General features: G+C 70.6%; 17 protein-coding genes, 1 tRNA gene and 1 pseudogene. 3 read left to right on the top strand and 16 right to left on the bottom strand.

From position 1 onward, the window contains the following. Positions 1-54: 54 nt before the first annotated feature. From QM699_RS05820 to QM699_RS05845, 6 genes and pseudogenes are all read right to left on the bottom strand, one after another. Entirely contained in the window at positions 55-1,437 is a 1,383-nt protein-coding gene (locus QM699_RS05820; RefSeq protein ID WP_415010232.1) for an ATP-binding protein, read from the bottom strand. Between the two features lie 94 nt (positions 1,438-1,531). After that, complete coding sequence (locus QM699_RS05825) at positions 1,532-2,218, bottom strand: response regulator transcription factor (protein WP_415010233.1); 687 nt, start codon at positions 2,216-2,218, stop codon at positions 1,532-1,534. A 61-nt stretch (positions 2,219-2,279) separates the two neighbouring features. Next, the gene (locus QM699_RS05830; RefSeq protein WP_415010234.1) at positions 2,280-2,684 is read right to left on the bottom strand and encodes a PDZ domain-containing protein; all 405 of its coding nucleotides are present in this window, start codon (positions 2,682-2,684) and stop codon (positions 2,280-2,282) included. Positions 2,685-2,796: 112 nt separating this feature from the next. Further along, positions 2,797-3,792: pseudogene (locus QM699_RS05835) on the bottom strand (trypsin-like peptidase domain-containing protein); the annotation flags it as partial. An 89-nt stretch (positions 3,793-3,881) separates the two neighbouring features. Then, positions 3,882-6,011, bottom strand: a complete 2,130-nt coding sequence (gene mdoH, locus QM699_RS05840) for a glucans biosynthesis glucosyltransferase MdoH (protein ID WP_415010235.1) — start codon at positions 6,009-6,011, stop codon at positions 3,882-3,884. Beyond that, positions 5,999-7,495, bottom strand: coding sequence for a glucan biosynthesis protein (locus tag QM699_RS05845; RefSeq protein ID WP_415010236.1), 1,497 nt, complete (start codon positions 7,493-7,495; stop codon positions 5,999-6,001). Before QM699_RS05845 ends, mdoH begins: the two co-directional genes overlap by 13 nt. Positions 7,496-7,781: 286 nt before the next feature. Here QM699_RS05845 and mprF point away from each other — a divergent pair, with 286 nt between their 5' ends. After that, complete coding sequence (gene mprF / locus QM699_RS05850; protein WP_415010237.1) at positions 7,782-10,397, top strand: bifunctional lysylphosphatidylglycerol flippase/synthetase MprF; 2,616 nt, start codon at positions 7,782-7,784, stop codon at positions 10,395-10,397. A gap of 5 nt (positions 10,398-10,402) precedes the next feature. Further along, positions 10,403-11,836: an AcvB/VirJ family lysyl-phosphatidylglycerol hydrolase gene (locus QM699_RS05855; protein WP_415010238.1), complete on the top strand. Its 1,434-nt coding sequence runs from the start codon at positions 10,403-10,405 to the stop codon at positions 11,834-11,836. A gap of 10 nt (positions 11,837-11,846) precedes the next feature. On the opposite strand, the gene purN is transcribed toward QM699_RS05855, so the two are convergent. Next, positions 11,847-12,452 (bottom strand): phosphoribosylglycinamide formyltransferase, encoded by a 606-nt coding sequence (purN, locus tag QM699_RS05860; protein ID WP_415010239.1) that lies wholly within the window; start codon positions 12,450-12,452, stop codon positions 11,847-11,849. Continuing rightward, on the bottom strand, positions 12,449-13,510 hold the full coding sequence (purM, locus tag QM699_RS05865; RefSeq protein ID WP_415010240.1) for a phosphoribosylformylglycinamidine cyclo-ligase: 1,062 nt from the start codon (positions 13,508-13,510) through the stop codon (positions 12,449-12,451). Before purM ends, purN begins: the two co-directional genes overlap by 4 nt. 132 nt (positions 13,511-13,642) lie before the next feature. Between purM and QM699_RS05870 the strand changes: the two genes are divergently transcribed. Then, a tRNA-Ile gene (locus tag QM699_RS05870) sits at positions 13,643-13,718 on the top strand. Positions 13,719-13,797: 79 nt separating this feature from the next. Here QM699_RS05870 and QM699_RS05875 read toward each other — a convergent pair. The 8 genes from QM699_RS05875 to cpaB all read right to left on the bottom strand — a co-directional run bounded on the left by QM699_RS05875 (position 13,798) and on the right by cpaB (position 22,859). After that, the gene (locus tag QM699_RS05875; RefSeq protein WP_415010241.1) at positions 13,798-14,958 is read right to left on the bottom strand and encodes a calcium-binding protein; all 1,161 of its coding nucleotides are present in this window, start codon (positions 14,956-14,958) and stop codon (positions 13,798-13,800) included. Between the two features lie 132 nt (positions 14,959-15,090). Further along, positions 15,091-16,053 carry a type II secretion system F family protein gene (locus QM699_RS05880; protein ID WP_415010242.1) on the bottom strand — a complete coding sequence of 321 codons (963 nt, stop codon included), beginning with the start codon at positions 16,051-16,053 and terminating at the stop codon, positions 15,091-15,093. Beyond that, on the bottom strand, positions 15,968-17,071 hold the full coding sequence (locus QM699_RS05885; RefSeq protein ID WP_415010243.1) for a type II secretion system F family protein: 1,104 nt from the start codon (positions 17,069-17,071) through the stop codon (positions 15,968-15,970). The genes QM699_RS05880 and QM699_RS05885 overlap by 86 nt, the downstream gene beginning before the upstream one ends. Continuing rightward, positions 17,056-18,669 (bottom strand): CpaF family protein, encoded by a 1,614-nt coding sequence (locus tag QM699_RS05890; protein ID WP_415010244.1) that lies wholly within the window; start codon positions 18,667-18,669, stop codon positions 17,056-17,058. Before QM699_RS05890 ends, QM699_RS05885 begins: the two co-directional genes overlap by 16 nt. Positions 18,670-18,672: 3 nt before the next feature. After that, positions 18,673-19,881: an AAA family ATPase gene (locus tag QM699_RS05895; RefSeq protein ID WP_415010245.1), complete on the bottom strand. Its 1,209-nt coding sequence runs from the start codon at positions 19,879-19,881 to the stop codon at positions 18,673-18,675. Beyond that, positions 19,854-20,537, bottom strand: coding sequence for a hypothetical protein (locus tag QM699_RS05900; RefSeq protein WP_415010246.1), 684 nt, complete (start codon positions 20,535-20,537; stop codon positions 19,854-19,856). Before QM699_RS05900 ends, QM699_RS05895 begins: the two co-directional genes overlap by 28 nt. An 8-nt stretch (positions 20,538-20,545) precedes the next feature. Continuing rightward, positions 20,546-21,919, bottom strand: coding sequence for a type II and III secretion system protein family protein (locus tag QM699_RS05905; RefSeq protein WP_415010247.1), 1,374 nt, complete (start codon positions 21,917-21,919; stop codon positions 20,546-20,548). Between the two features lie 22 nt (positions 21,920-21,941). Then, entirely contained in the window at positions 21,942-22,859 is a 918-nt protein-coding gene (gene cpaB / locus QM699_RS05910) for a Flp pilus assembly protein CpaB (protein WP_415010248.1), read from the bottom strand.

Genomic DNA, 22,859 nt, shown 5'->3' on the forward strand with positions numbered 1-22,859 from the left:
TTGTACTCGCAAGCCGACAGGTTCCGCACGGCCGCAGGCTATTGGCACGTACCGTCATCCGGGCGTCGTTGCGGGGAACCGAAGCGCGGCGCGCAGGCCTGGGTGATTGTCGCCAAGCTCGATGCTGGCGCCGTGCATCCGCGCGACCGAGGCGACGAGCGCGAGGCCAAGGCCGGTGCCCGGACCGCTGCGGCTCGGGTCCAGTCGCACGAATCGGCCGAGTGCACGCGATCGGTCGGCTGCGGGAATGCCCGGCCCTTCGTCGGCGACGACGAGGCTGGGGCGCACGCCGGCGGCCCCGGTGACGCTCTCTGTCGAGACAGTGATGGTCGAGCCGGCAGGCGCGTGCTTCAGCGCGTTGTCGACCAGATTCGATACCGCCAGCGCCAGGATCTGGTCGTGGCCGCGCACCCGCAGCCCGGGCTTGGCCTCCACGGCAATCCGCAGGCCGCGATCCTCCGCGGCGGCCTCGTAGAGTTCGCTCACGTCGGCGGCGAGCCGGCCGAGGTCGACGTCGCTGAACTGGTCGGCGCCGAGCCCCGCGTCGATGCGCGAGATGTCGAGCAGCGCCGTGGCGGTCGACAGCACGTCCTCGGCCTCGCCGAGGGCCGATTCGATCTGCCGCTGCCGCGACTCTGCCGGCGCCGCCTCGTCGGCCGCGCCTTCGAGATGGCGCACCAGACGGCCGAGCGGGGTGCGCAGGTCGTGCGCGAGGCTGTCCGTCACCGTGCGCAGGTCGCTGACCAGGATCTCGATGCGGTCGAGCATGGCGTTGAGCGTGCCGGCCAGCTGGTCGAACTCGTCGCCGGTGCCGCGCAGGCCGATGCGCCGGTCGAGCCGGCCTGCCATGATCGCCCGCGCCGCGCCGTCCACTTCGGCGATCCGGCCGCGGACCAGCCGCGACAGGAACCAGCCGGTGGCGACCGCCAGCGTCAGGATCGCCGCGAGCGCCCAGAGCAGCGCCCGGCCGAGCGTGCGGTCGAAGGCGGCGCGGGCGGCCACGTCGCGGCCCACGAGCAGCAGCTCGCCCTGCGGCAGCCGCACGGCGCGGGCGGAAATCTCGGTCGGGCGCGACCTGTCGGTGCGATAGAGCGACAGCCTCGCCCAGCCGGAACCGGGCGCGAGCGTGGCGGGCCAGCCGGCGAGGTTGCCGGCGATGCGGTGTCCGTCGGCGTCGGCGAGCAGATAGATCGCGTCGCGGTCGTGCGGAATGGCGAGGCGGTTCTGCAGCGCCGCGGCCAGCGCCGGAACGTTGCCGCGCGCATAGTCGTCGAGCAGGCCGGAAATCTCGGCATCGACCACCGCGCGCTGCTCGTCGTCGATGACGCCGCCGACGCGCCAGTAGAGAAAGCCGAGCACGAGGCCCGTCGAAAGGGCGACAAGGACCAGGTGCACGAGAATCAGGCGGAGGGTGGCGCTGCGCAGGAGGGGTGTCATCGAGCGCGCCTCATCGCGTTTCCGGCCGGGAGGGTGAGGGTGTGGGGCCGGAAGACAATCCGCGTCAAGGGTGGGGTGGTGCCACCCTCCGCCGTCAGCTCGCAGTGGCCAGCCTGTAGCCGGCACCGCGAACAGTGTGGATCAGCGCCGGCTCGCCGTCGGCGTCGATCTTGCGGCGCAGCCGCGAGATGTGGACGTCGATGACGTTGGTGCGCGGATCGAAACGATAGTCCCACACGCCTTCCAGCAGCATCGTCCGGGTGACGACGCGCCCCTGCCGGCGCATGAGGTATTCGAGCATCTGGAACTCCCGCGGCAGCAACTCGATCCGACGGTCGCCGCGCCGTGCAGTGCGGGCGATCAGGTCGAGCTCCAGGTCGCCGCAGGCGATCTGCGTCTGTTCCGCCTTTGCCTCCGCCGGGCGGCGCAGCACCGCCTCGAGGCGGGCGGACAGCTCCGCGAAGGAGAACGGCTTGACCACGTAGTCGTCCGCCCCGGCACGCAGTCCGTTCACCCGCTCGTCGATGGCGCTGAGCGCGGTGAGCAGGATCGCGGGCGTCTGCACCCCGGCCGCACGCACCGAGCGCACGAGCGAGAGGCCGTCGAGGTCGGGCAGCATCCGGTCGATCACCATGGCGTCGAAGCCGCCGCTGATGGCGTGGACCAGACCGTCGCGCCCCGAGTCGGTGGCCTCGACGGTGTAGCCCGCCTCGCGCAGCGCCTTGGCGAGGTACGCTTGGGTGTCCTGGTCGTCCTCCACCACGAGGATGCGGCGTGACATGGGCGCGGGCTCCTGCTTTGGTGAGCCGGCCCCTCGGGGGAGGAGCCGGCGGGCTCTGGCGTCAGGCGAGCTTGATGCCGACGAAGATCTTCGCGCCGTGCCGCTCGATCTGCAACAGCACCGCGTCCGACTTCGTCGAGGAGATCGCCTTGTCCACGTCATGCGGCGAGCGCACCGAGGTGTCGCCGACCTGCAGGATCACGTCGCCGACCGCGAGGCCCGCGTCGGCCGCCCGGCCGGTGCCGTCGAGCGAGGTGATGACCACGCCCTCCACGTCGGTGTCGAGGCCGAGCTGTTCCCGCGCGGTCGGCGTGATCGCCTCCAGCGTGGCGCCGAGCTTGTCGGAGGCCGCACTCGCCTGCGGCTTCGCGTCGGTGTCGTTGGACGCGAGCTTGTCGGCGTCGAAGCGGCCGAGCTTCAGCGAGAGCGTCTCGTTCTTGCCCTGACGCAGCACGTCGACCTTCACTTCGGCGTCCGGCGCGGTGGCGGCGACGAGCTTCGGAAGCTCGCGGCTCGAACTCGACCGGCTTGCCGTTGAAGGCGAGGATGACGTCGCCGGTCTTCAGCACGCCCTTGGACGGGCCGTCGGCGATCACCTCGGAGACCAGCGCGCCGTGCTCGTCCTTCAGGCCGATGGCCGCGGCGATCTCGGGCGTCACGTTCTGGATCGAGACACCGAGCCAGCCACGCTCGACCGAGCCCTTGTCCTCGAGCTGCGAGATGATGGTCTGCACCGTGTTCGACGGGATGGCGAAGCCGACGCCCACCGAGCCGCCGTTCGGCGAGTAGATCGCCGAGTTCACGCCGATGACTTCGCCATCGAGGTTGAGCAGCGGGCCGCCGGAGTTGCCGCGGTTGATCGCCGCGTCGGTCTGGATGAAGTCGACGTAGGGTCCGGCGTCGATGTCACGGGCCAGCGCCGAGACGATGCCGCGCGTGACCGTGCCGCCGAGGCCGAACGGGTTGCCGACCGCGATCACGTCCTCGCCGACCCGCACCGCGGCGCTGTCACCGAGCTTCAGCTCCGGCAGATCCTTCGCGTCGATCTTCAGGAGCGCGAGGTCGGTCTGCTCGTCGGTGCCCATCACCTTGGCATCGAACTCGCGATCGTCGGACAGGCGCACCTTCACGCTCTCGGCGTGGTCGACGACGTGGTTGTTGGTGACGATGAGGCCGTCGTTCTCGATCACGAAGCCGGAGCCGAGCGCAACGCCGTGCGGTCGCTCCTGCGGCTGCTGGCCGTTCTGGCCGTTCTGGCCGAACGGGCCCTGCATACCCGGGCCGTCGGGGATGCCGAAGCGGCGCAGGAACTCGTCGAACGGCGAGCCGGGGCCGAAGGGCGAGCCCTGCTGGCCGCCGTCGCCGTCATCCTCGTTCGCCGCGGCCTGGTCGTCCTGGGTGGCAAGCACGGTCACGACGGCCGGGCTCACCCGCTCGACCAGATCGGCGACCGCGTTCGGCGCCTGGGTCTCGGCATTTGCCACGGGGGTCCAGGCGATGAAGGCGGCCGAAGCCGCCGCGATCGCGGTCGCGCCGACCGGGACCGGGTGAAGGAATGTCGCTCGTCGCGTCATGGGAGTCGAAACCTCTGTCTGCTCGCGCTCTTTCGGGAGCGTCGCTGGCAAACATCGGGGACGCACCTGACGCGGTGGTCGCGCGAAGATTAAACATCCTTCATGTTCGCCCGGGCCCGGCCGCGCGGTGCCGGCGCGGGCACGAGACCCGCGAGCGTCGGCGACGAGGCGAGCACCGCATAGCGTTCGCGGGCATCGAGCGAGTCGAGCCCCATCCCGTCGGCGATCTTCAGGAGGGCGCTCGCCAGCGCCGCATCGGGCTCGCCGGGCCGGCGGGCGGTCGGCGGGTCGCTCCAGGCGAAATGCCGCTCCACCGCCTCGGGCGCGGACAGGAACTCGATCAGGCTCGGCGGCACCACGGCGCGGGCACGCAGCGCCTCGGCCTCGGCCACCGCCTCGGCGACCAGCGCCGGCGGATCGCGCTCCTCCGGCGTGGTGAGCAGGCCCATCCGCCGCAGCATCCGCCCCATCCGCGCGCTGCCCATGAACGCCGAGAGCGGGATCGCGAGCACGAGGCCGAGCAGCGCCGGGCTCATCCACGCGAGCAGCCGCCACGAGATCGCCCCGGCCGCGACCGCCAGGATGACGCCCGCAAGGATGTGCCGGCGGTGAAACTGCCAGAGCACGCGCCATGGCACATGGTCGGCGTCGCGCTCCTGCGAGGGCCAGCCGCTGTCGGCGCCGGTGAGGATCTGGGCGATCGAGCTGGTCTGCACCAGCATCATGATCGGCGCGACCAGCGCGGTCAGCAGGATTTCGACGATGAGCCCGAACACCGTGCCGATGCGCAGGCCGCGCGATTCGCCCGCGCGCAGGAACGACGCCGTGCCGAAGAGCTTTGGCGCATAGAGCACCAGCATGCAGAGCCCGAACAGCGTCATCGCGCGCTCGGGGTCGATACGCGGCCAGTCGGGGAACAGCGACCACTGGTCGAGGAAATAGTCCGGCGGCACCAGATAGGCATGCAGCGCCAGCGACATGCCGGCGAGCAGGAACAGGAGCCACAGCGGCGACGAGAGATAGGACATCACCCCCATGGCGAGGTGCAGCCGGCTGAGCGGATGGAACCCCTTGGTGCGGAGCAGGCGGGTGTGCTGAAGGTTGCCCTGGCACCAGCGGCGATCGCGCTGCGCCAGCTCGAGCAGGTTGGGCGGCGCGGCCTCGTAGCTGCCGCCGAGATCGTCGGCCATGCGCACGGCCCAGCCGCCGCGCCGCACCAGCGCCGCCTCGACGAAGTCGTGGCTGAGGATCAGCCCGCCGAACGGCGGCTTGCCCTTCAGCTCCGGCAGACCGGCGCACTCGGCGAACGCCTTGGTGCGGATGATGCAGTTGTGGCCCCAGTAGTTGCCGGCGTTGCCGAACCACGCGCGCAGCCCGCGGGTCAGCACGCCGCCATAGACCCGGCTGGCGAACTGCTGCACCCGGGCGGTCGGGGTCTCGCCGCCGATCAGGTTGGGCGAGGTCTGCAACATGCCGAGCTCGTCGTCCGCCTCCATCCGGCGGGCGAGCTCGATGATCGTGTCGGCCTCCATCAGGCTGTCGGCGTCGAGCACCAGCATGTGCGGATAGGCGCCGCCCCAGCGCTCCACCCAGTCCTCGATGTTGCCGGCCTTGCGGCGCAGGTTGCGGCCGCGGTGGCGGTAGAACACGCGATGGCCGATCTCCGGGTCCTGGCGCGCGGCCGCGACCATCGCCTCCTCGGCCAGCCAGAACCGGGCCTGATTGGTGTCGCTGAGCAGGAAAAGGTCGAAGGCGTCGCCCGCGCCCTTGCGCTCGATTGCGCGCATCATCGCCATGGCGGCGCCGAGGATGCGCGCCGGATCCTCGTTGTAGGTCGGCATCAGCAGCGCCGTGCGCCGCTTCGGCGGCGGGCCGTCGGCGACCTTCACGTGCCCGGCGCCGAGCAGGAAGCCCATGAGCGGCGAGATGCTGCCGAGGCCGATCCACGCGATGTTGATGACGAAGAGGCCCAGCATCACCCGCTCGACCCCGGTCAGCTCGCCCACCTGCAGCACCAGATACATCTGGTGCGTGAGAAAGACCGTGCCGAGGATGGTGATGAGCGCGAGCGCCGCCCGTGCGACACGCACCCGCGGCTCGCCCTTCAGGCGGTGGCGCAGGCGGCGGTCGTAGGTTTTGAGCGACTGGGTCGGCATCGCCACCGGCGCCTGTGGCGGCAGCGGCGCGTCCGGCCCGGGGGCGAGGGTCACGTGCTCCATCGGTAGACCCAGGTTTCGGCGATCCGCCGGTCGCCCGATCGCAGCTCGACACGCATCTCCACCACGTCGGAGCCGTCGGGATCGAGGTCGAACTGCAGGCGCAGTCCGTTCACCTGCGGGTTCTCGGAGACGATGGCGTCGTGGATGCTGCCCGGGTTGGCCTGCGCCACAAGCTGGACCGCCGAGGCGCGCACCGGCGTCTGCTGGCCCTCGCCGGCGAAGTCGACGACGAAGCGGCGCCGCCCGTTCGGGCCAGCGCCCGAGAGCGTGTTCGCGACCTTGAGAAGTCCTTGCAGATCAGGGACATCCCAGCCCCAGGTGAGGCGGTAGGTGAGCGAAATTTCGGAGCCTGCGGCGATCGGCTGCAACGGGCGCCAGTAGGCGACCATGTTGTCATGGATCTCGTCGTTCGACGGGATCTCGATCAGCACGACATGGCCGCGCCCCCAGTCGCCGATCGGCTCGACCCAGAGGCTCGGCAGCCGGTCGAACTGGTTGGTCAGGTCCTGGTACTGGTCAAACCGCCGCTCGCGCTGGATCAGGCCGAAGCCGCGCGGGCCGGAATCGGAAAAGGCGCTGACCTGTAGCAGGCGCGGCGAGTGCAGCGGCCGCCAGAGCCGCTCGTCGGAGCCGTTCCAGATGGCGAGACCGTCCGAATCATGGACGCCGAGGCGATAGTCATCGTGCTCGCCATGATCCTTGGCATCGAACAGGAACATCGACGTCAGCGGCGCGAGGCCGATGTGGGCAATGTCGGCGCGGGCGAAGATCGTCGCCTCGACATCGAAGCTCGTCGGATCGCCCGGCCGCATGGTGAAGCGATAGGCGCCCGTCGCGCTCGGCCCGTCGAGCAGCGAGTGGACGACCATGCGGTCCTCGCCCGGCTCCTCGATCCAGTGGGCGCGGAAGAACGGAAATTCCTCGCCCTCCGCCTCGCCGGTGCCGATGGCGAGCCCGCGCGCGCTGAGCCCGAAGACCTGATTCTTCGACACCGCGCGGAAATAGCTCGCTCCGGCGAAGACGGTGAAGGGCGTCAGCTGGTCCGGCTGGTTCAGCGCCTTCAGCGCGCGGAACCCGGCAAAGCGCAGCACAGACGGGTCGGCCGGCGGCTGCACCGGGCCGAAATTGTAGAAATCGGGCGAATAGGCCACCGGCTGCGCCACACCGCCGCTGACGACGGAGATCTCGACCGGAACGGTATAGATGAAGCCGGTATGGAGCAGCTCCATCGCGAAGCCGGTCGGCGGATCGACGAAGAGCCGCTTCTCCGGGCGGAACTGGATCGAGGCGTAGTCTGCCGCGGACAGCGAGGCGAACGGCTCGGGCACGGCCGGCGTCGGCGCCGCGAACGGCTTGGCCGCAAGGGCGCGCGCCATGTCGAGGACGACCGAACGGGAGAACGCCGGTGCCTGTGCCAGGGCACCACTCGCCCGGGCCGCCAGCGCGACCGTCGCCGCGCCTGCGAGGAACTCTCGCCGCTGCATCAGGGGACCTCCACTCACATACGGCCCCCGTGGGCCCCCGAGGCCGCGAAAGCAATTCGAATCTGTCACTACGCCCCCTCCGCGTCGTGTCGATATCATTACAAGCCGGCCGGAGCCGCAAGGGATGCGTCTCGCTTCGCCGGCTCAAGGGCTGCGATTCGGGCACACCTGCCATGGATCGGTCGCCGCGGTGTCATTAAGGATCTTTCACGCCGGGTAAATCTGGCGCAAATGCGGCGTGGGTAGCGTGCCCGAGCCAGCCGACGCCGTGCGAGAGGATTCCCTGATGTCGTTCGAGCCCGATCTCGCAGGGGAGGAGGCTGCGACCCCGGCCAGGGGCCCGTTCGGCCTTCTGTCGCAGTGGGCGCAGAATCGCCGCTCGACGCTCTGGGCGGTGTTCTCCCTGATGATGGTCGCGCTGGCGCTGTTCGCGCTGGTCCGCCTCGCCTCGGAGACGAGCTACGGCGCGGTGGTCGCGGCGATCATGCACACGTCGCCGCTCCGCCTGATCGCGGCGGTTGTGTTGACCGCGGTCAGCTTCCTGTTGCTGACCCTCTACGACTATCACGCCTTCGAGGCGATGGGCCGCCGGCAGCCCTGGGTGCGAATCGCCCCCGGCGCGGTCGCGGCCTATGCGGTGGCGCAGACCACCGGCTTCGGGCCGTTGAGCGGCGGCGCCATCCGAATGCGCTACTACACCCCGCTCGGCTTCACGACCGTCGAGATCGCCCGCGTCGTCGTCTTCGTCACCGCCGCCTTCGGCATCGGCGTGGCACTGACCGGCGCCGTGGGCGCGTTCTGGGCCGGTGACGCGCTCGCCACGGTGACGCGGCTGCCGGTCGAGATGGTCCACCTGATCGCGGGGGCGACGCTGGCGGGCGGCGCGCTGCTGGTGGTGCTCGCCGGGCGCCGGGTGGTGCTGCCGTTCTCCGGCGGCCGGGAGGTCGAGCTGCCGTCCCGCTCGCTGGTCCTGCGCCAGATCGCCGTCACGGCGCTGGAGACGGCGGCCGCTGCCGGCACGCTCTGGGTGCTGATGCCGTCGGGGACGATCAGCTACGCCGCGTTCCTGCCGGTCTATACCGTCGCGCTGGTCCTCGGCATTCTCAGCCACGTTCCCGCGGGCCTGGGCGTGTTCGAGGCGGTGCTGCTCGCGGCACTCGGCGGCGTCGCCCCGCCGGCGGAGCTGCTCGCCGCGTTCGCGCTCTACCGGCTCATCTACCAGGTGCTGCCGCTCGCCCTGTCGAGCTTTGGCTTGGCGCTCGCCGAGGGGCGGCGGCTGACGGCGCAGGGGCCGGCGGCGGCGGCGCTCCGGGCCATGGGCGGGCTGGTGCCACAGGTGCTGGCGGCCTTTGCACTGGTGCTCGGCACCATGCTGGTGTTCTCGGCGGTGACGCCTGCGCGCGGCATCGACCTCGAATGGCTGGCGAGCTTCCTGCCGCTGACCCTGATCGAGGGCGCCCACCTCATCGCCTCGATCCTCGGGGCGGTGCTGATGATCTCCGCCCGCGGCCTCGCGTTCCGCCTCGATGGCGCGTGGTGGGCGGCGATGGTCGCGTCGCTCGGCGCGCTGGTGCTGTCGCTGGTCAAGGCGGTGGCGGTCTACGAGGCCGCGACGCTCGCCCTGTTCGCGGGCGCCCTGTTCCTGTCGCACCACGAGTTCAACCGGCGGGCGCGGCTGCTGGCGCAGACCCTGTCGCCGCCGTGGATCGCCGCGGTCGCGGTGGTGATGATCGCGGCCTGGGTCATCCTGCATTTCGTGTTCCGCCACGCCCAGGTCGGCACCGAGAGCTTCCTGCGCTTCGAGATCTCGGCGCAGGCGCCGCGCGGCATCCGGGCGTTCTTCGGCGCCAGCCTGTTCGCCGGGCTGGCGGCGATCTGGTCGCTTCTGCGTCCGGTCAGGGGCACGGACCGCGCCGCCACGCCGGAGGAGATCGCGCGCGCGGTGGCGATCGTCGAGGCGCAGCCGGTGGCGTCGGCAAATCTCGTGCGCATGGGCGACAAGCGGCTCCTGTTCTCCGAGGATGGCCGCGGCTTCGTGATGTACGGCCGGCAGGGGCGCAGCTGGATCGCGCTCTTCGATCCCGTCGGGCCGCTCGACGTCTGGCCGGAGCTGATCTGGCGCTTCGTCGAGTCGGCGCGGCAGGCCGGCGCGCGCGCCGTCTTCTACGAGACATCGCCCGAGCAGCTGGCGCTCTACGCCGACGCGGGCCTGCGCTTCTACAAGATGGGCGAGCAGGCGCGCGTCGACCTCGAGGGCTTCAGCCTGACCGGCGGCAAGAAGTCCGGCTGGCGCAACACGCTCAGCCGCGGCGCGCGCGAAGGGCTCGCGGTCGAGATCCTGCCGCCCGAGCAGGTGCCGGAGGTGGCGCCGCGCCTGCGCGCCATCTCCGACCACTGGCTCGGCGAGCGCGGCGCGGCGGAGAAGGGCTTTTCGCTCGGGGCGTTCGAGACGGACTACGTCTGCCAGCAGCCGGTGGCCGTCATGCGCTCGGGCGAGGAAATCGTCGCCTTCGCCTCGCTGATGACCACGTCGGTCGGCGAGGAGGTGGCGATCGACCTGATGCGCCACGAGGACGGAATGCCCAACATCGCCATGGAATTCCTGTTCCTGCGGCTCTGCGAGATCCTGAAGGAGCAAGGTGTGCGCTGGTTCGACCTCGGCATGGCACCGCTCTCGGGCTTCACCGAGAGCGATGCGGCGCCGCTCTGGCACCGGCTCGGCCGGGCAATCTACGAGGAGGGTGTGCCATCCTACAACTTCAAGGGACTGCGCAGCTTCAAGAACAAGCTTCAGCCGGAGTGGCGGGCGCGCTATCTCGCGGTGGCTGGTGGCGCCGCCCCGGCGCTGGTGCTGCTCGATGCAACCCGCCTCATCGGCCGGCGGCCGAAGGAGGAGAAGTGAGGCAGATGTCGCGTGACGGTCTCGGAGCTTCGCTCCGCGCAGGGAGCCTTGCCCTGCCATTCATCCTGGCGCTGGCCGCGGCCGCGCACGCCGACGACGCCCCGACGTTCGACACCGGCCAGATCCCCGATCCGGTGATCCTGCTGCCCGACGGGGCGGCGCTGGGGTCGGTGATGCTGTTCTCCTCCGAGGACGGCTGGGGGTCCGAGGACGACGCACTCGCCGCCCGGCTGCAGGCCGAGGGCGCGGCGGTGGTCGGCATCGACCTGCCGAGCTATCTCGCGGCGCTCGATGCCGAGGGCAAGGATTGCGTCTACCTCGTCGCCGACTTCGAAAGCCTCGGCCATCAGCTCGAGCGTGCGACGGGCTCCACCACCTTTCACGCGCCGATCGTGGCCGGCACCGGGCAGGGTGGGGCGCTCGCCATCAACATCCTGGCGCAGACCCCGTTCGACACCCTCGGCGCGGCGATCGCCGGCGACCCGTCCGACGGCGTGCCGCTCACCACCCAGTTCTGCACCAAGCAGCCGCGGAACGAAGGCTCCGACGGCTGGACCTACGCGCTGCCCGCGGGCAACCAGCCGGCGCCCCTGACCGTCGTGCTCGGGCAGGGCGCCACCGGCGAGAGCGCGGGCCGGGTCGCCGACCTCTCGGCGGCGGGCGTCACGTTTCAGGTGGACGGGGCGGACGATTCGTCCTCCCCGGCCTTCGGCGATGCGGTCGCGGCGGCGGTGGCGCGCAACGCCGGCACCAGCGACGCCCCCGCGATCGTCGAGCTCGGCACCACGCCGACGCAGGGCGTGATGGCCATCGTCCTGTCCGGCGATGGCGGCTGGCGCGACCTCGACAAGCAGATTGCCGGCGTGCTGCAGAGCAAGGGCGTGCCGACCGTGGGGCTCGACACCCTGCGCTGGTTCTGGTCGCCGCGCACGCCGCAGGAGACCGGCGCCGAGCTGGCCCGGCTGATCGACCTCTACACCGACAAGTGGAAGGTGCCGAAGGTGATGCTCGTCGGCTATTCCTTCGGCGCCGACGTGCTGCCCGACGCCTACCTCGCGATCCCGCCGGAGGCGCAGGCGAAGGTGGGCCAGATCTCGCTCCTCGGCCTCGCCGACGTCGCCGACTGGCAGATCACCGTCTCGGGCTGGCTCGGCAAGGCGTCGTCGACGGCAAAGCCGACCGGCCCGGCGCTGGCCAAGCTGCCGCCGGATCTCGTCCAGTGCATCCACGGCGAAGAGGAAGACGACAGCGCCTGCCCCTCGCTGCAGGGCACGGGAGTGGAGATCATCACCACCAAGGGCGGCCACCACTTCGACGGCAACTATCAGGCGCTCGCCCAGAAGATCATCGACGGCTTCCAGCGCCGGCAGCAGCCGGCGGCCCCAGCCTCGGCGCCGGACCCGGCGCCCGCTACCGCGCCGGCGACCGGAACCCCGTGACGCGGCCCGGCTAACCCTCCGGGAACAGCGCGAGCGGTGCGCGGTTCCCGGCGAGGAACCGGCGCAGCACCGCGGGATAGAGCCGATGCTCGAGCGGCAGCACGCGCGCCGCCAGCGTCTCGTCCGTGTCGTCCGCCGCGACCGGCACCACCGCCTGACCGAGGATCGGCCCGGCGTCGAGGTCCGGCGTCACCTCATGCACCGTGCAGCCATGCACCGCCATCCCGGCGGCGAGGCACTGCGCGTGGGTATGCAGCCCGGGAAACAGCGGCAGGATCGACGGATGGATGTTCAGCATCCGCCCGGTCCACTGCGCGATGAACCCCGGCGTCAGCACCCGCATGAAGCCGGCGAGGCAGACGACCTCGGCGCCGCTCGCCCGCAGCGGCGCCATCATCGCCGCCTCGAAGCCCGCCCGGTCGGCAAAGCCGCGGTGGTCCACCACCGCCGTCGCAATCCCCAGCTCCGCGGCCCGGGCCAGCCCGCCGGCATCGGGCCGGTTCGAGAGCACGAGGCAGGCCGTGCCCGGATGCCCGGGGTCCACCATGTCGCGCGCCAGCGCGAGCATGTTCGAGCCGCCGCCGGAAATCAGGATGGCGACGCGGGTGCGGCTCACAGCGTCCCCGAGTACCGGACGCCGGCGCCCGGCGCGATCACGCCGATCCGCTGCACCCGGTCGCCGGCGTCGAGGAACGCCGCCGCCACCGCATCCGCCGCCTCCGGCGCCGCGACGGCGACGAGGCCGATGCCGCAGTTGAACGTCTTCAGCATCTCGGCGTCGGCGATCCCGCCCGCCGCGCGCAGCCAGCCGAAGACCGGCGGCAGCTCCCAGGCGTCGAGGTCGATCTCGGCGCCGAGCCCGGCTGGCAGGACGCGGGGCAGGTTTTCCGTCAGCCCGCCGCCGGTGATGTGCGCCAGCGCGTGCAGCCCGCCTGTCGCGATCGCCGCCAGCGCCGGCCGCACATAGATCCGCGTGGGCGCGAGCAGCGCCGCCCCGAGGCTCCCCCCCGCGCTGCCGGTCGTGGCGAACGGCGCGGCGTCGTCCCAGCCGAGCCGCTTGGCCTCGGCCACCCGCCGCACCAGGCTGAAGCCGTTCGAGTGCAGCCCCGACGAGCTGACCCCGAGCAGCACGTCGCCCGCGGCCACGTCGCGGGGCAGGGCGCCCGCCCGCTCCATCGCGCCGACGGCAAATCCCGCGAGGTCGAAGTCCTCGGGATCGTACATCCCCGGCATCTCCGCCGTCTCGCCGCCGACAAGCGCGGCGCCGGCCATCCGGCAGCCCTCGGCAATTCCCTCGATCACGGCCGCCGCCGCGTCGACATCGAGCCGCCCGGTGGCGAAATAGTCGAGGAAGAACAGCGGCTCCGCCCCCTGGCAGACCAGATCGTTCACGCACATCGCAACGAGGTCGATCCCCACGGTGTCGAGCGCGCCGGTGTCGATGGCGAGGCGCAGCTTCGTCCCCACCCCGTCGGTCGCCGACACCAGCACCGGATCCTCGAACCCGGCCGCCTTCAGGTCGAACAGCGCCCCGAACCCGCCGAGGCCCGCCATGACGCCGGGCCGGATCGTCGAGGCCGCCGCCGGCTTGATCCGCTCGACGAGCGCGTTGCCCGCATCAATGTCGACGCCCGCCGCGCCATAGGTCAGCCCATTGCCGCGGTTCTCGCTCACGCTGCCACTCCGTCCGGGGTTGATTGCTCGGTTGATTGCTCGGGGGCTGCTCTAGCGCACATCCCGGCCCAAGGGAACGGGTGCCGCGCCTTGACGGCGCCACCGCCGCGGCGCTAGCACCGGAGGCGGTAGGGGCCTGTAGCTCAACGGTCAGAGCAGAGCGCTCATAACGCTTTGGTTGCGGGTTCAAATCCTGCCGGGCCTACCAAACGTCCCCCTTACGTCCGATGCTGCGGGCCGCAGCGCGGGGCGCCGCCGAGGCTCTCGCGCCGCCCCGCTTTGCGGCCTCAGGCGAGGTCGAAGTCGCTGGCCGTCACCGCGCCGGTGTAGTTGCTGAGCACGATCGTCTGGATGTCGATGAAGTCGACGCCCGAGGTGTCGAACCGCGCCTCCACGATCGTGTCGCCGCCGTCCCGGTGATACGCGATGTCACCCGGATCCAGCGCCTCCCAGTTCTTCGCGCCGACGAACCGCATGTCGACGTCGGTGTCGAAGCCGATCTTGTCCTGGCCATGCGCGAAGTCGGTGATCGTCGTGACCGGGAACTCCGGGACGAAGCTGTGATAGACCTGTTCGGGCAGCACCACGAAGGTGTCCCGGCCGCTGCCGCCGGTCATCGTCTGGGTCGCCGCCCCGCCGAAGAGGGTGTCGTTGCCGGCGCCGCCCGAGAACACGTCCGTCCCGGTGAACGCGTCCGGATCGCCGGGCTGGCCGGCGTAGTCGCCATACGAGCCCATGCCGTGGATCGCGTCGTTCCCCGACCCACCGTCCAGGATCTCGACGCGCGCGTCGCTGCTGAACGGATAGAGCGTGGAGCCGCCCACGATGGTGTCGTCCCCCGCGCCGGCATAGACCACGTTCGCGCCGGCGCCGGCGCGGATCAGGTTGTCGGCGCTGCTGCCGTTGATCGAGTCGTCGCCGCTGCCGGTCGTGATGTTCTCGATCGAGAGCAGGCTCGAGCGGTTGGCGCTGTCGCCGATGCGCAGCGTCCCGGCGCCGAGATTGGCGCGCACCGCCGGGGCGCCGAAGTCGCCGCCATAGCCGGAGCCGGCGGCGCCGCTGTCCTCGACGAAGGTGGGGGGACCGTCGACGATCAGCGTGTCCTGGCCCGTGCCCCCGTCGATGGCGTCCCTGCCGGTCTCCACCGGCGTCAGGGTGTAGACGTCTTCCAGACGGTTGGTCGGCCCGATGCGGAAGACGTCGTTTCCGGCGCCGCCCGACATCGTATCGTTGCCGAAACCGCCGAGCAGGGTGTCCGCCCCGAGCCCGCCGAACAGCGCGTCGTTGCCCGTGCCGCCGATCAATCCGTCATTGCCGGCGTCGCCGAACAGCACGTCATTTCCGCCAACTCCGCTGATCGTGTCGTTGCCGCCGAGACCGTGGATCGTGTCCCCCGATGCAGTTCCCTTCAGGACGTCGCCGCCCGCAGTGCCAAGGATGTTCGCCATTGGAAATGTTCCTTTTTTGCACAATGCAACAAAAGGTTAGCGCGTTCCGGCGATTCCCTGCAACGATCTTTGGCGAGTGATACGTACTTGAATCCCAAGCCGGCACTTGAGGGTGTCGGTCTCGGCGGCGCGCTAGTGAGCCATGTTGATGAAATTATCCAGGATCCCGATCACCGCGGGGCCGATCAGCACGACGAAAAGCGCCGGCAGGATGAACAGCATCATTGGCACGGTCATCGTCGCGGGCAGGCGGCCGGCCTTTTCCTCGGCCCTCAGCATCCGCTCCGTGCGCTGCTCCTGGCTCAGCACCTTGAAGGCGCGGGCCAGCGGCGTGCCGTAGCGCTCCGCCTGGATCATGGTGTTGACGAAGGCGTTGACGGACGGCACCGGCGCGCGCGCGGCGAGGTTTTCCAGCGCCTGCCGACGTTCCGGCATGAAGGCGAGCTCGAGCGCGGTCTGGTGCAGCTCCTCGCCCAGCACCGAGGACTTGCGCGTCGTCTCGGCAACCACCCGCTTCAGCGCCGCGTCGGAGGCAAGGCCGGCCTCGGCGCAGATCACCAGCATGTCGAGCGTGTCGGGCAGCGCCTTGCGGATCGCGTCGAGCCGCTTGCCGCGCGCGTTCTTCACCACCAGATCGGGCAGCTTGCTGCCGAACAGGCCCGCGGCCATCACCGCGGCGGCGTCGAGCATCGGACCCTTGCCGAGCGACTCGACCCCGTAGATCCACAGGGCCGCCCCGGTGACGAACACCAGCGGTGCCGCCACCTTGAAGAAGGTATAGACCACGATCGCGTCGCGGCCGCGATAGCCGCCGCTGACGAGCAGCGCCTTGGTATCGGCCACCTGCCGGCCCTTCAGGATCGACAGCCGCCCCGTCGAGGCGCGCATGAAGGCGAGCGCGCCCCGCTGGATCTGGCCGTGCCCTGCCTTCTGCGTGGCGGCGGCCGCTGCGGGCGCCCGCCCGCGCCGGTCGACGGCGGTGCGCAGACGGGCGAGGCGGATGCTCCGCTCATAGAACCAGAGGCTCGCGCCGACGGCGAGCAGCAGCGATCCGGCGCCGAGCGACAGGACGAGGACGGCAAACGGTGCGGGCATGTCTCCTCCTCAGAATCTCGAACTGCGTCATCCGCCACATGACGAACCCGCCGATGCTGATGCTGGCGAGGCCGCCCGCCAGCATCATGTGCCCGCGCGGATCGGTGAACAGCTTCATCACGTAGTCCGGGCTCATCATCAGCAGCAGGCCGAGCATCAGGAAGGGCAGGGCGCCGATGATGCAGGCGCTCGCCTTCGCCTCCGACGAGATCGCCTTGATCTTGAGCTTCATCCGCTCGCGCGCGCGCAGCAGGTCGGCGAGGTTGCCGAGGGCGTCCGACAGGCTGCCGCCCGTCTCCATCTGGATCGAGATGGCGATGGCGAGGAAATCCATCTCCGGCCGGTCGATCACCCGCGCCACGCGCCAGAGCGCCGCCTCCAGCGGCTCGCCCAGCGCCACCCGCTCGCTGATCGTGCGAAAGTGGCTGCCGACCGGCTCGTCGAACTCCTGACCGACGCTGGCGATGCACTCGATCACCGGCAGGCCGGAGCGGATGCCGCGGATGATCGTGTCCATCGCATCGGGCAGCTGCTTCATGAACCGGCCGGACATCCGGTTGCCGAGGAAGCCCACCAGCCCGTCCATCAGCAGCATCGCGACGAGCTGGCACGGCACCAGCAGGACGAGGATCGACCGCCCCGTCACGAGCGCCAGCGCCAGCACCAGCACCAGCCCGAGCGCCACCGAGAGGCCGACGAAGCCCGTGACCCGCCAGCCGAGCCCCGCGCGCCGGAACTTCGCCCGCAGCCGCTCCGGCTCGAGCAGCGGCAGGAAGCGGGCCAGCACGTGCGTGACCCCGACCAGCGCCCCCTGCTCCTCCTTCGGCTTCACGAGCGACAGCCGTGCATCCTCGAGGTCGAGCCGGCCCGACAGCCGCCGCCGCCCGACCCGCGCCAGGCGCTTGCGGTGCTCGGCCTGCGCCTTCAGCACCACGGTCAGCGCAAAGAGCCCGAGGCCGATCGCCACCAACGCCGATGCGAGAAACAGCGAGGCGGCGACGATCAGGTTGCCCGACATCCCATCGCCTCCAGCAGCCGGGTGCCGAGCCCGAAATACTCGGCCCGCGGCAGGAAATGCGGGCGCAGATAGCTGCACTCGTACCGACCCGACAGGCTGCCGTCGGCATTCTCGCCGTCGTAGATGTACTTGAAGAGGTCCTGCGTGGTGACGACCTCGCCCTCCATGCCGGTGATCTCGGTGACCTGCGTGATCCGCCGCTTGCCGTCGCGCATCCGGCTCACCTGCACGATCAGGTGGATCGCCGACTGGATCTGCTCGCGCACCGCCTCGGGCGGCAGCTTGAAGCCGGTCATCGCCACCATGTTCTCGAGCCGCGTCAGCGCGTCGCGCGGCGTGTTCGAGTGGATCGTGCCCATCGAGCCGTCATGGCCGGTGTTCATCGCCTGCAGCATGTCGATCGCCTCCTCGCCGCGGATCTCGCCGAGGATGATCCGGTCGGGGCGCATACGCAGCGCGTTCTTGACCAGATGCCGCATGGTGATCTCGCCCTCGCCCTCGATGTTCGCGGGCCGGGTCTCGAGGCGCACCACGTGCGGCTGCTGGAGCTGAAGCTCGGCCGCGTCCTCGATGGTGATCGTCCGCTCGCCGTGGTCGATCATCCGGGACATGGCATTGAGGAGCGTGGTCTTGCCCGAGCCGGTGCCGCCGGAGATGAGGATGTTGAGCCGCGCGCGCCCGGCGATCTTCAGCACGGTCGCCATGTCGAGCGACATGTTTCCCTGCCGCGCCATCACGTCGAGGGTGATCTCCTTCTTGGAGAACTTGCGGATGGCGATCGTCGGCCCGTCGATCGCGAGCGGCGGGATGATGATGTTGACGCGGCTGCCGTCCTTCAGGCGGGCGTCGACCAGCGGCGTCAACTCGTCGACCCTGCGCCCCACGTCGGTCACGATCCGCGTCGCGACGTGCAGCACGTGCGGGTCGTCGCGGAACTGCACGTCGGTCAGCTCGAGCTTGCCGCGGCGCTCGACGTAGATCATGTGCGGGCCGTTCACCATGATGTCGGTGACGGTCTCGTCGGCGAGCAGCGGCTCCAGCGGTCCGAGGCCGACCATGTCGTCGACGAGCAGTCGCACGATCGAGCGCAGCTCGTTCGCGTTCAGCTGGATCTTCAGGTCGACGATGATCTCCTCGACGATCTCCGCGATCTGCATCCGCAGCTCGTTCGGCCCGAGCGCCGAGGCGACGGAAATGTCGATGCGCTGCATGAGCAGCGGCATCACCTGGGCCTTCACCTGCAGCTCGCGCTTGTTCTTCGCCTCGGGCGCGTTCCTGGTCTGGACGTCCGCCAGCGGGTCCTGCGGCTCGCGCGCCTCGGCGGGCTCGGGAGCGGGGGCGGGCGCCCCGCGCTCGGCCTTCAGCACCTCGACGATCTCGCGCAGCAGGCCGCGTTGCTCCATCAGCGTCGGGCGCGCCTCGAGCCCCGCCACCAGCGTGTCGAGCGCGTCGTTCGCCGCCTCGGCGAGCACGATCGGCGACGCCTTGGCCAGCCCCTCGGCGCCCAGCGCCTGCCGGATCCGCTCGGTCGCGGCCGAGCGCAGCATCGACAGGCTGTCCGGCTGCGCGAGGCGGGAGGGATCGAAACCGTCGTCCATCGCCTACTTCCGCACCTTGCGGCGGAAGAACCCGCCCTTTGTCTTGGTCTCCTCCGGCACGCCGGCCAGCTCGATGCAGAAGCGGTGCAGGTCCGTCACCATCTTGTGCTTCGGATCGGCCATGGCCAGCGCCTTGCCCTGAAGCAGGGACTTCGCCATCGCTCTCGGATCGCTTGCGAAGACGCAGCGCAGCTTGCCCTCCAGGCCGGCCTCGAACTCCGCGACCGTCACGTCGGGCTTGGCGGACACCTGGTTGGCGATCACGTGGATCTTCGCCTGCCTGTTCCTGACCGACATGAGCTTGGACAGGCGGTTGGCGTCGCGCAGCGCCTGCAGCGTCAGCTCGGCCACGATGACGATGTCGTCGAAGCGCGAGAACAGCGCCGGCTCGCGCATGACGAAGTGCCGCGGCACGTCCATCACCGCCATGTCGTAGTTGGCCCGGATGGTGTCGGCCAGCATCAGCACCTTGTCGTCGTTCATCCGTACCGTGTCGTCGAACGCCTCCTCGGTCGCCAGCACGTGCAGGCCGCGGCCGATCTTCGCCATGGCGTTCTGCAGGAAGACCTCGTCCACCCGCTCGGGGTCGTCGAGCGCCTCGCGCAGGCCGCGCGTCGGCTCCAGGTCGAGGGCCAGCGCGATGTTGCCGGAGTAGATGTCCATGTCGACCAGCGCGGTGCGCCGGGACAGCTTCTCGGCCATGATCGTCGCCGCGTTGATCGCAACCGTCGTGACACCGACGCCGCCGCGCGCGCCGACGAGGCCGACGACGCGGCCCTGTGCCTTCGCCCCGTCGCTCGGCAGCTCCAGCCGTACCAGCGCCTCGGCAAGCCCATCGGCATCGACCGGCTTCAGCAGGTAGTCGCGCGCGCCGGTGCGCATGACCCGGCGGAAGTGGTTGACGTCGTTCACCGATCCCAGCGCGATCACCGACGCGCCGAGCCGGGCGAGCTCGGTCAGGCCGCCCTCCGCCTCCTCGATCGGCAGCCCCTCGATGTCGACGATCAGGAAGCGGGCCGGCGGAGCGACCCCAAGCAGGCGCAATGCGGCGGCGAGCCCGCCCTTGCGCACGTTGGCCGTCGACCAGCCGTGCGGCGCCGCGACCGCCTGTGCCGCCGCCTGGCTCGCGTCGTCGGTCAGGTAGGCGGCGAACGGCTCGCGCTCGTCCTGTGCCGCGTCGAAGGTCATGCCCGCCCGGGCGGCCTGTGCCATGGCGTCAGTCTCCCATCACTGCCGTCAAGTCCATCTGCCGGTAGGGCACCTTGCCGTCCTGCTGCTGCTTGACCGCCGCGGCCGAGAGGCCCGCGGGCGTGCCGCCGAAGGCGTCCGGCGCGACCAGAATCCCGCGGGTTCGCCGCCATCGTCGCGCGGTTGAACGCGTTGGCGCAGGTCATTTCCGGCAACGGTGTCGTCAGCTCCAGCGGACCGGCGGTGTTGCCGGGACACTCGATGGTGATCTTCCCGTAGCTCACCGTGCGCACCACCACGCCGTCCGGCCCGACCTCGACACCCGCCGCCTCCGGCGCCGCGACGACGCGCACCCGGGCCCGTGTCGCGGGAAAGACCTTTGCGAGCTTGCCGAGCCGCTCGGCATCCAGCCGCCGCGAGCCGCTGGGGCCGACGTAGAGCACCACGTCGTCGTTCGCTCCGAGCATCCCGCCGCGCACGTAGGAGTCGAGCCGCGCCACCTCGCCCGGCGCCAGCGTCGCTCCGCCGGGCGCGAAGCTGAGAAGCAGGTCGGGCTGGGTCGGGCTGGCCATGTAGCGCGCCGACTGGAAGCTGCCCAGCGGCTGCGCCTCGCATCCGGCCAGCGCCAGTCCGAACAGCAGCCCGATGAGCCCGAAGCGCGCGAAGGGAGAGAGGGTCATCGCCGGCCTCACTTGAACACGAAGCCGGAGGGTCCGGCCAGCCGCCGCTGCTGCAGCTTGCTCGCCACGTCCTTGGCCTTCGGCGTGCCCTGGAAACGGCCGAGCAGGATGCGCTCCACGTCGTTCGGCGGCACGTAGCCGTCGATCGGGGTCGCGATCCGGCGCCCGTTCGTGGCCGGCTGGGCCAGGATCGGCGTCACGATGATGACCAGCTCGCTCTGCCCGCGCTTGAACGCCTGGCTCTTGAACAGCGCGCCGATCACCGGCAGCGTCGCGAGGCCCGGCAGCTTCGTCGCGCTCTGCGACGAGGTGTTCTGCATCAGCCCGGCGATGGCAAAGCTCTGCCCGCTCGCGAGGTCGACCGTCGTCTCGGCCCGCCGGGCGATGATCGCCGGTATCGTGTCGGAGTGGCTGAAGTCGAGGTCGCTCACCTCGGTGCCGACCTTGAGGCTGATCCGGCTGCCGTCGATCACCGTCGGCGTGAAGTTCAGCCCGATGCCGTAGTTCTTGAACGATATGTTGGTGCCGTCGTCGCTGACCGTCGCATAGGGATACTCGCCGCCCGCGAGGAAGCTCGCCGCCTCGCCGGAGCGCGCGGTCAGGTTCGGCTCGGCCATGATCGTGACCAGCCCTTCCTCGGCCAGCGCCTGCAGCACCACGTCGATGCTGAACGACCCGCGCGTCAGCCCGCCTCCCACGGAATAGCCGCCGGTGCCGCTGACGCCGCTGCCGCCGACGAAGCCGATGCGCGAGCCGCCGAAGCTGCCACTGATCGCGTTCCACTGGATGCCGAGCTGGCGGTCGACGTTGCGCGAAACCTCGGCGATGCGCACCTGCAGGTTCACCTGCACCGGCGTCGCCACCGTCATGCGGTTCACCACGCGCGCCGGATCGTCGACGAACTGGTTTGCCACCTGGACGATGTTCTGCGCCTGCTCCGCGTCGGCCACCGTCCCGGTCAGGACGAGCGACTGGTCGACCGTGGTCGCGCTCACCTTCTGCCCCGGCGCCAGCTTCGCGATGCCCGCCTGCAGCGCCGCGATGTTGTGCGTGACCTTGATCTTGGTCGACATGAGAACGGTGTCGTTGTCGTCGACGGCGAACAGCGTCGTCTCGCCCACGCCCACCCCGGTCAGGTAGAGCAGCTTCGGCGACTTCACCTCCACGTCCGCCACCTCGGGGTTGGCGACGAACAGGCTCGAGAACTCGTCGTCCACCTTGATGAGCTGGCCGGTGCCGACCACGAGCGAGACCTCGTTGCCGGTCTGCGGCGCGACCAGCTCGAAGGCGGCGAGGCGGGCCGTCGGAAATCCGGGCAGCGGCACAGGCAGCGTCAGGATGGCGGCCGCGAGGGCGGCGGTGAGGGGCGAGGGGCGTTTCAACGGCGTGGTCCCGTTCGGGGGCCTAGTCCACGGCCGCGGGGGCGGCGGCGGCGTCGGCGGAGGGAGAGGGCACGGTGGCGTGGGCCTTGACGCCACGCACCACCTGGACACGCGAGGTGGACGTGACGTCGGAAGAAAGCGTCAGCCGGGGCGGGCGGTCGGCCGCCGGCCGGGGTCCGCCGGTCAGCTCGAGCTTGCCGGGGGCCGCTCCGTCCGTGCCGTTCCCGTCCGCGCCGTCGCGCACCGAGTTCAGCACCAGCGAGAGCGTGCCGAGCGTCTGGGCCAGCGTGATGACTTCTGCTTCGCGCGAAGTCACCTCGAGCGTGGCGGTCTTCGCCACCGGCGCGCCGTCGATCTTGTCGGCCAGATCTTCGTTGCGCGCGCTCAGCCGCTGGTCGAAGGCGAGCACGCGCAGGTTCGAGAGCACGGTCTCGCTCGCCCGCACCGGCTCTTCCTTGTCGTCGCTGTTGCTGACGATGGCATAGGTCAGGATCACGTCCACCCGATCGCCCGGCAGCGCCAGCCCGCTCAGGCTGCCGACCTCGTCGACCGGAATGGTGATGGCCCGCTTGCCGCTGGGCAGGACGGCGGCGAGGAAACCGCGATCGCCGGGCTGGACCACCGCCGAGCGGGCGATGGGCACGCCTTCGGCCAGCGGCTGGCGCGCGACGCTGCCGACCAGCATGTCGCGCCCGGCGTCGTCCGCCACGATCATCTCGGGGCTCACCGTCCCGTCGCTCACCGGCATCCGCCCCAGGTGGTCCGGGGTGAGGATGGTGCCGATCGGGATTTCCTGGGCGGCGACATAGACCTGCTGGCGGGGTGCGGGCGCAGCCGCCCGCACCGGCTCCGGCTCTTCGGTCCGAAGTCCCTGCATGACGTAGAACCCCGTGCCGCCCGCCACGATAAGCGCCGCGAGAAGGATGAGGAGTATCCGCAT

It is taken from the genome of Amaricoccus sp. (assembly GCF_047602525.1).
Lineage (GTDB): Bacteria > Pseudomonadota > Alphaproteobacteria > Rhodobacterales > Rhodobacteraceae > Amaricoccus.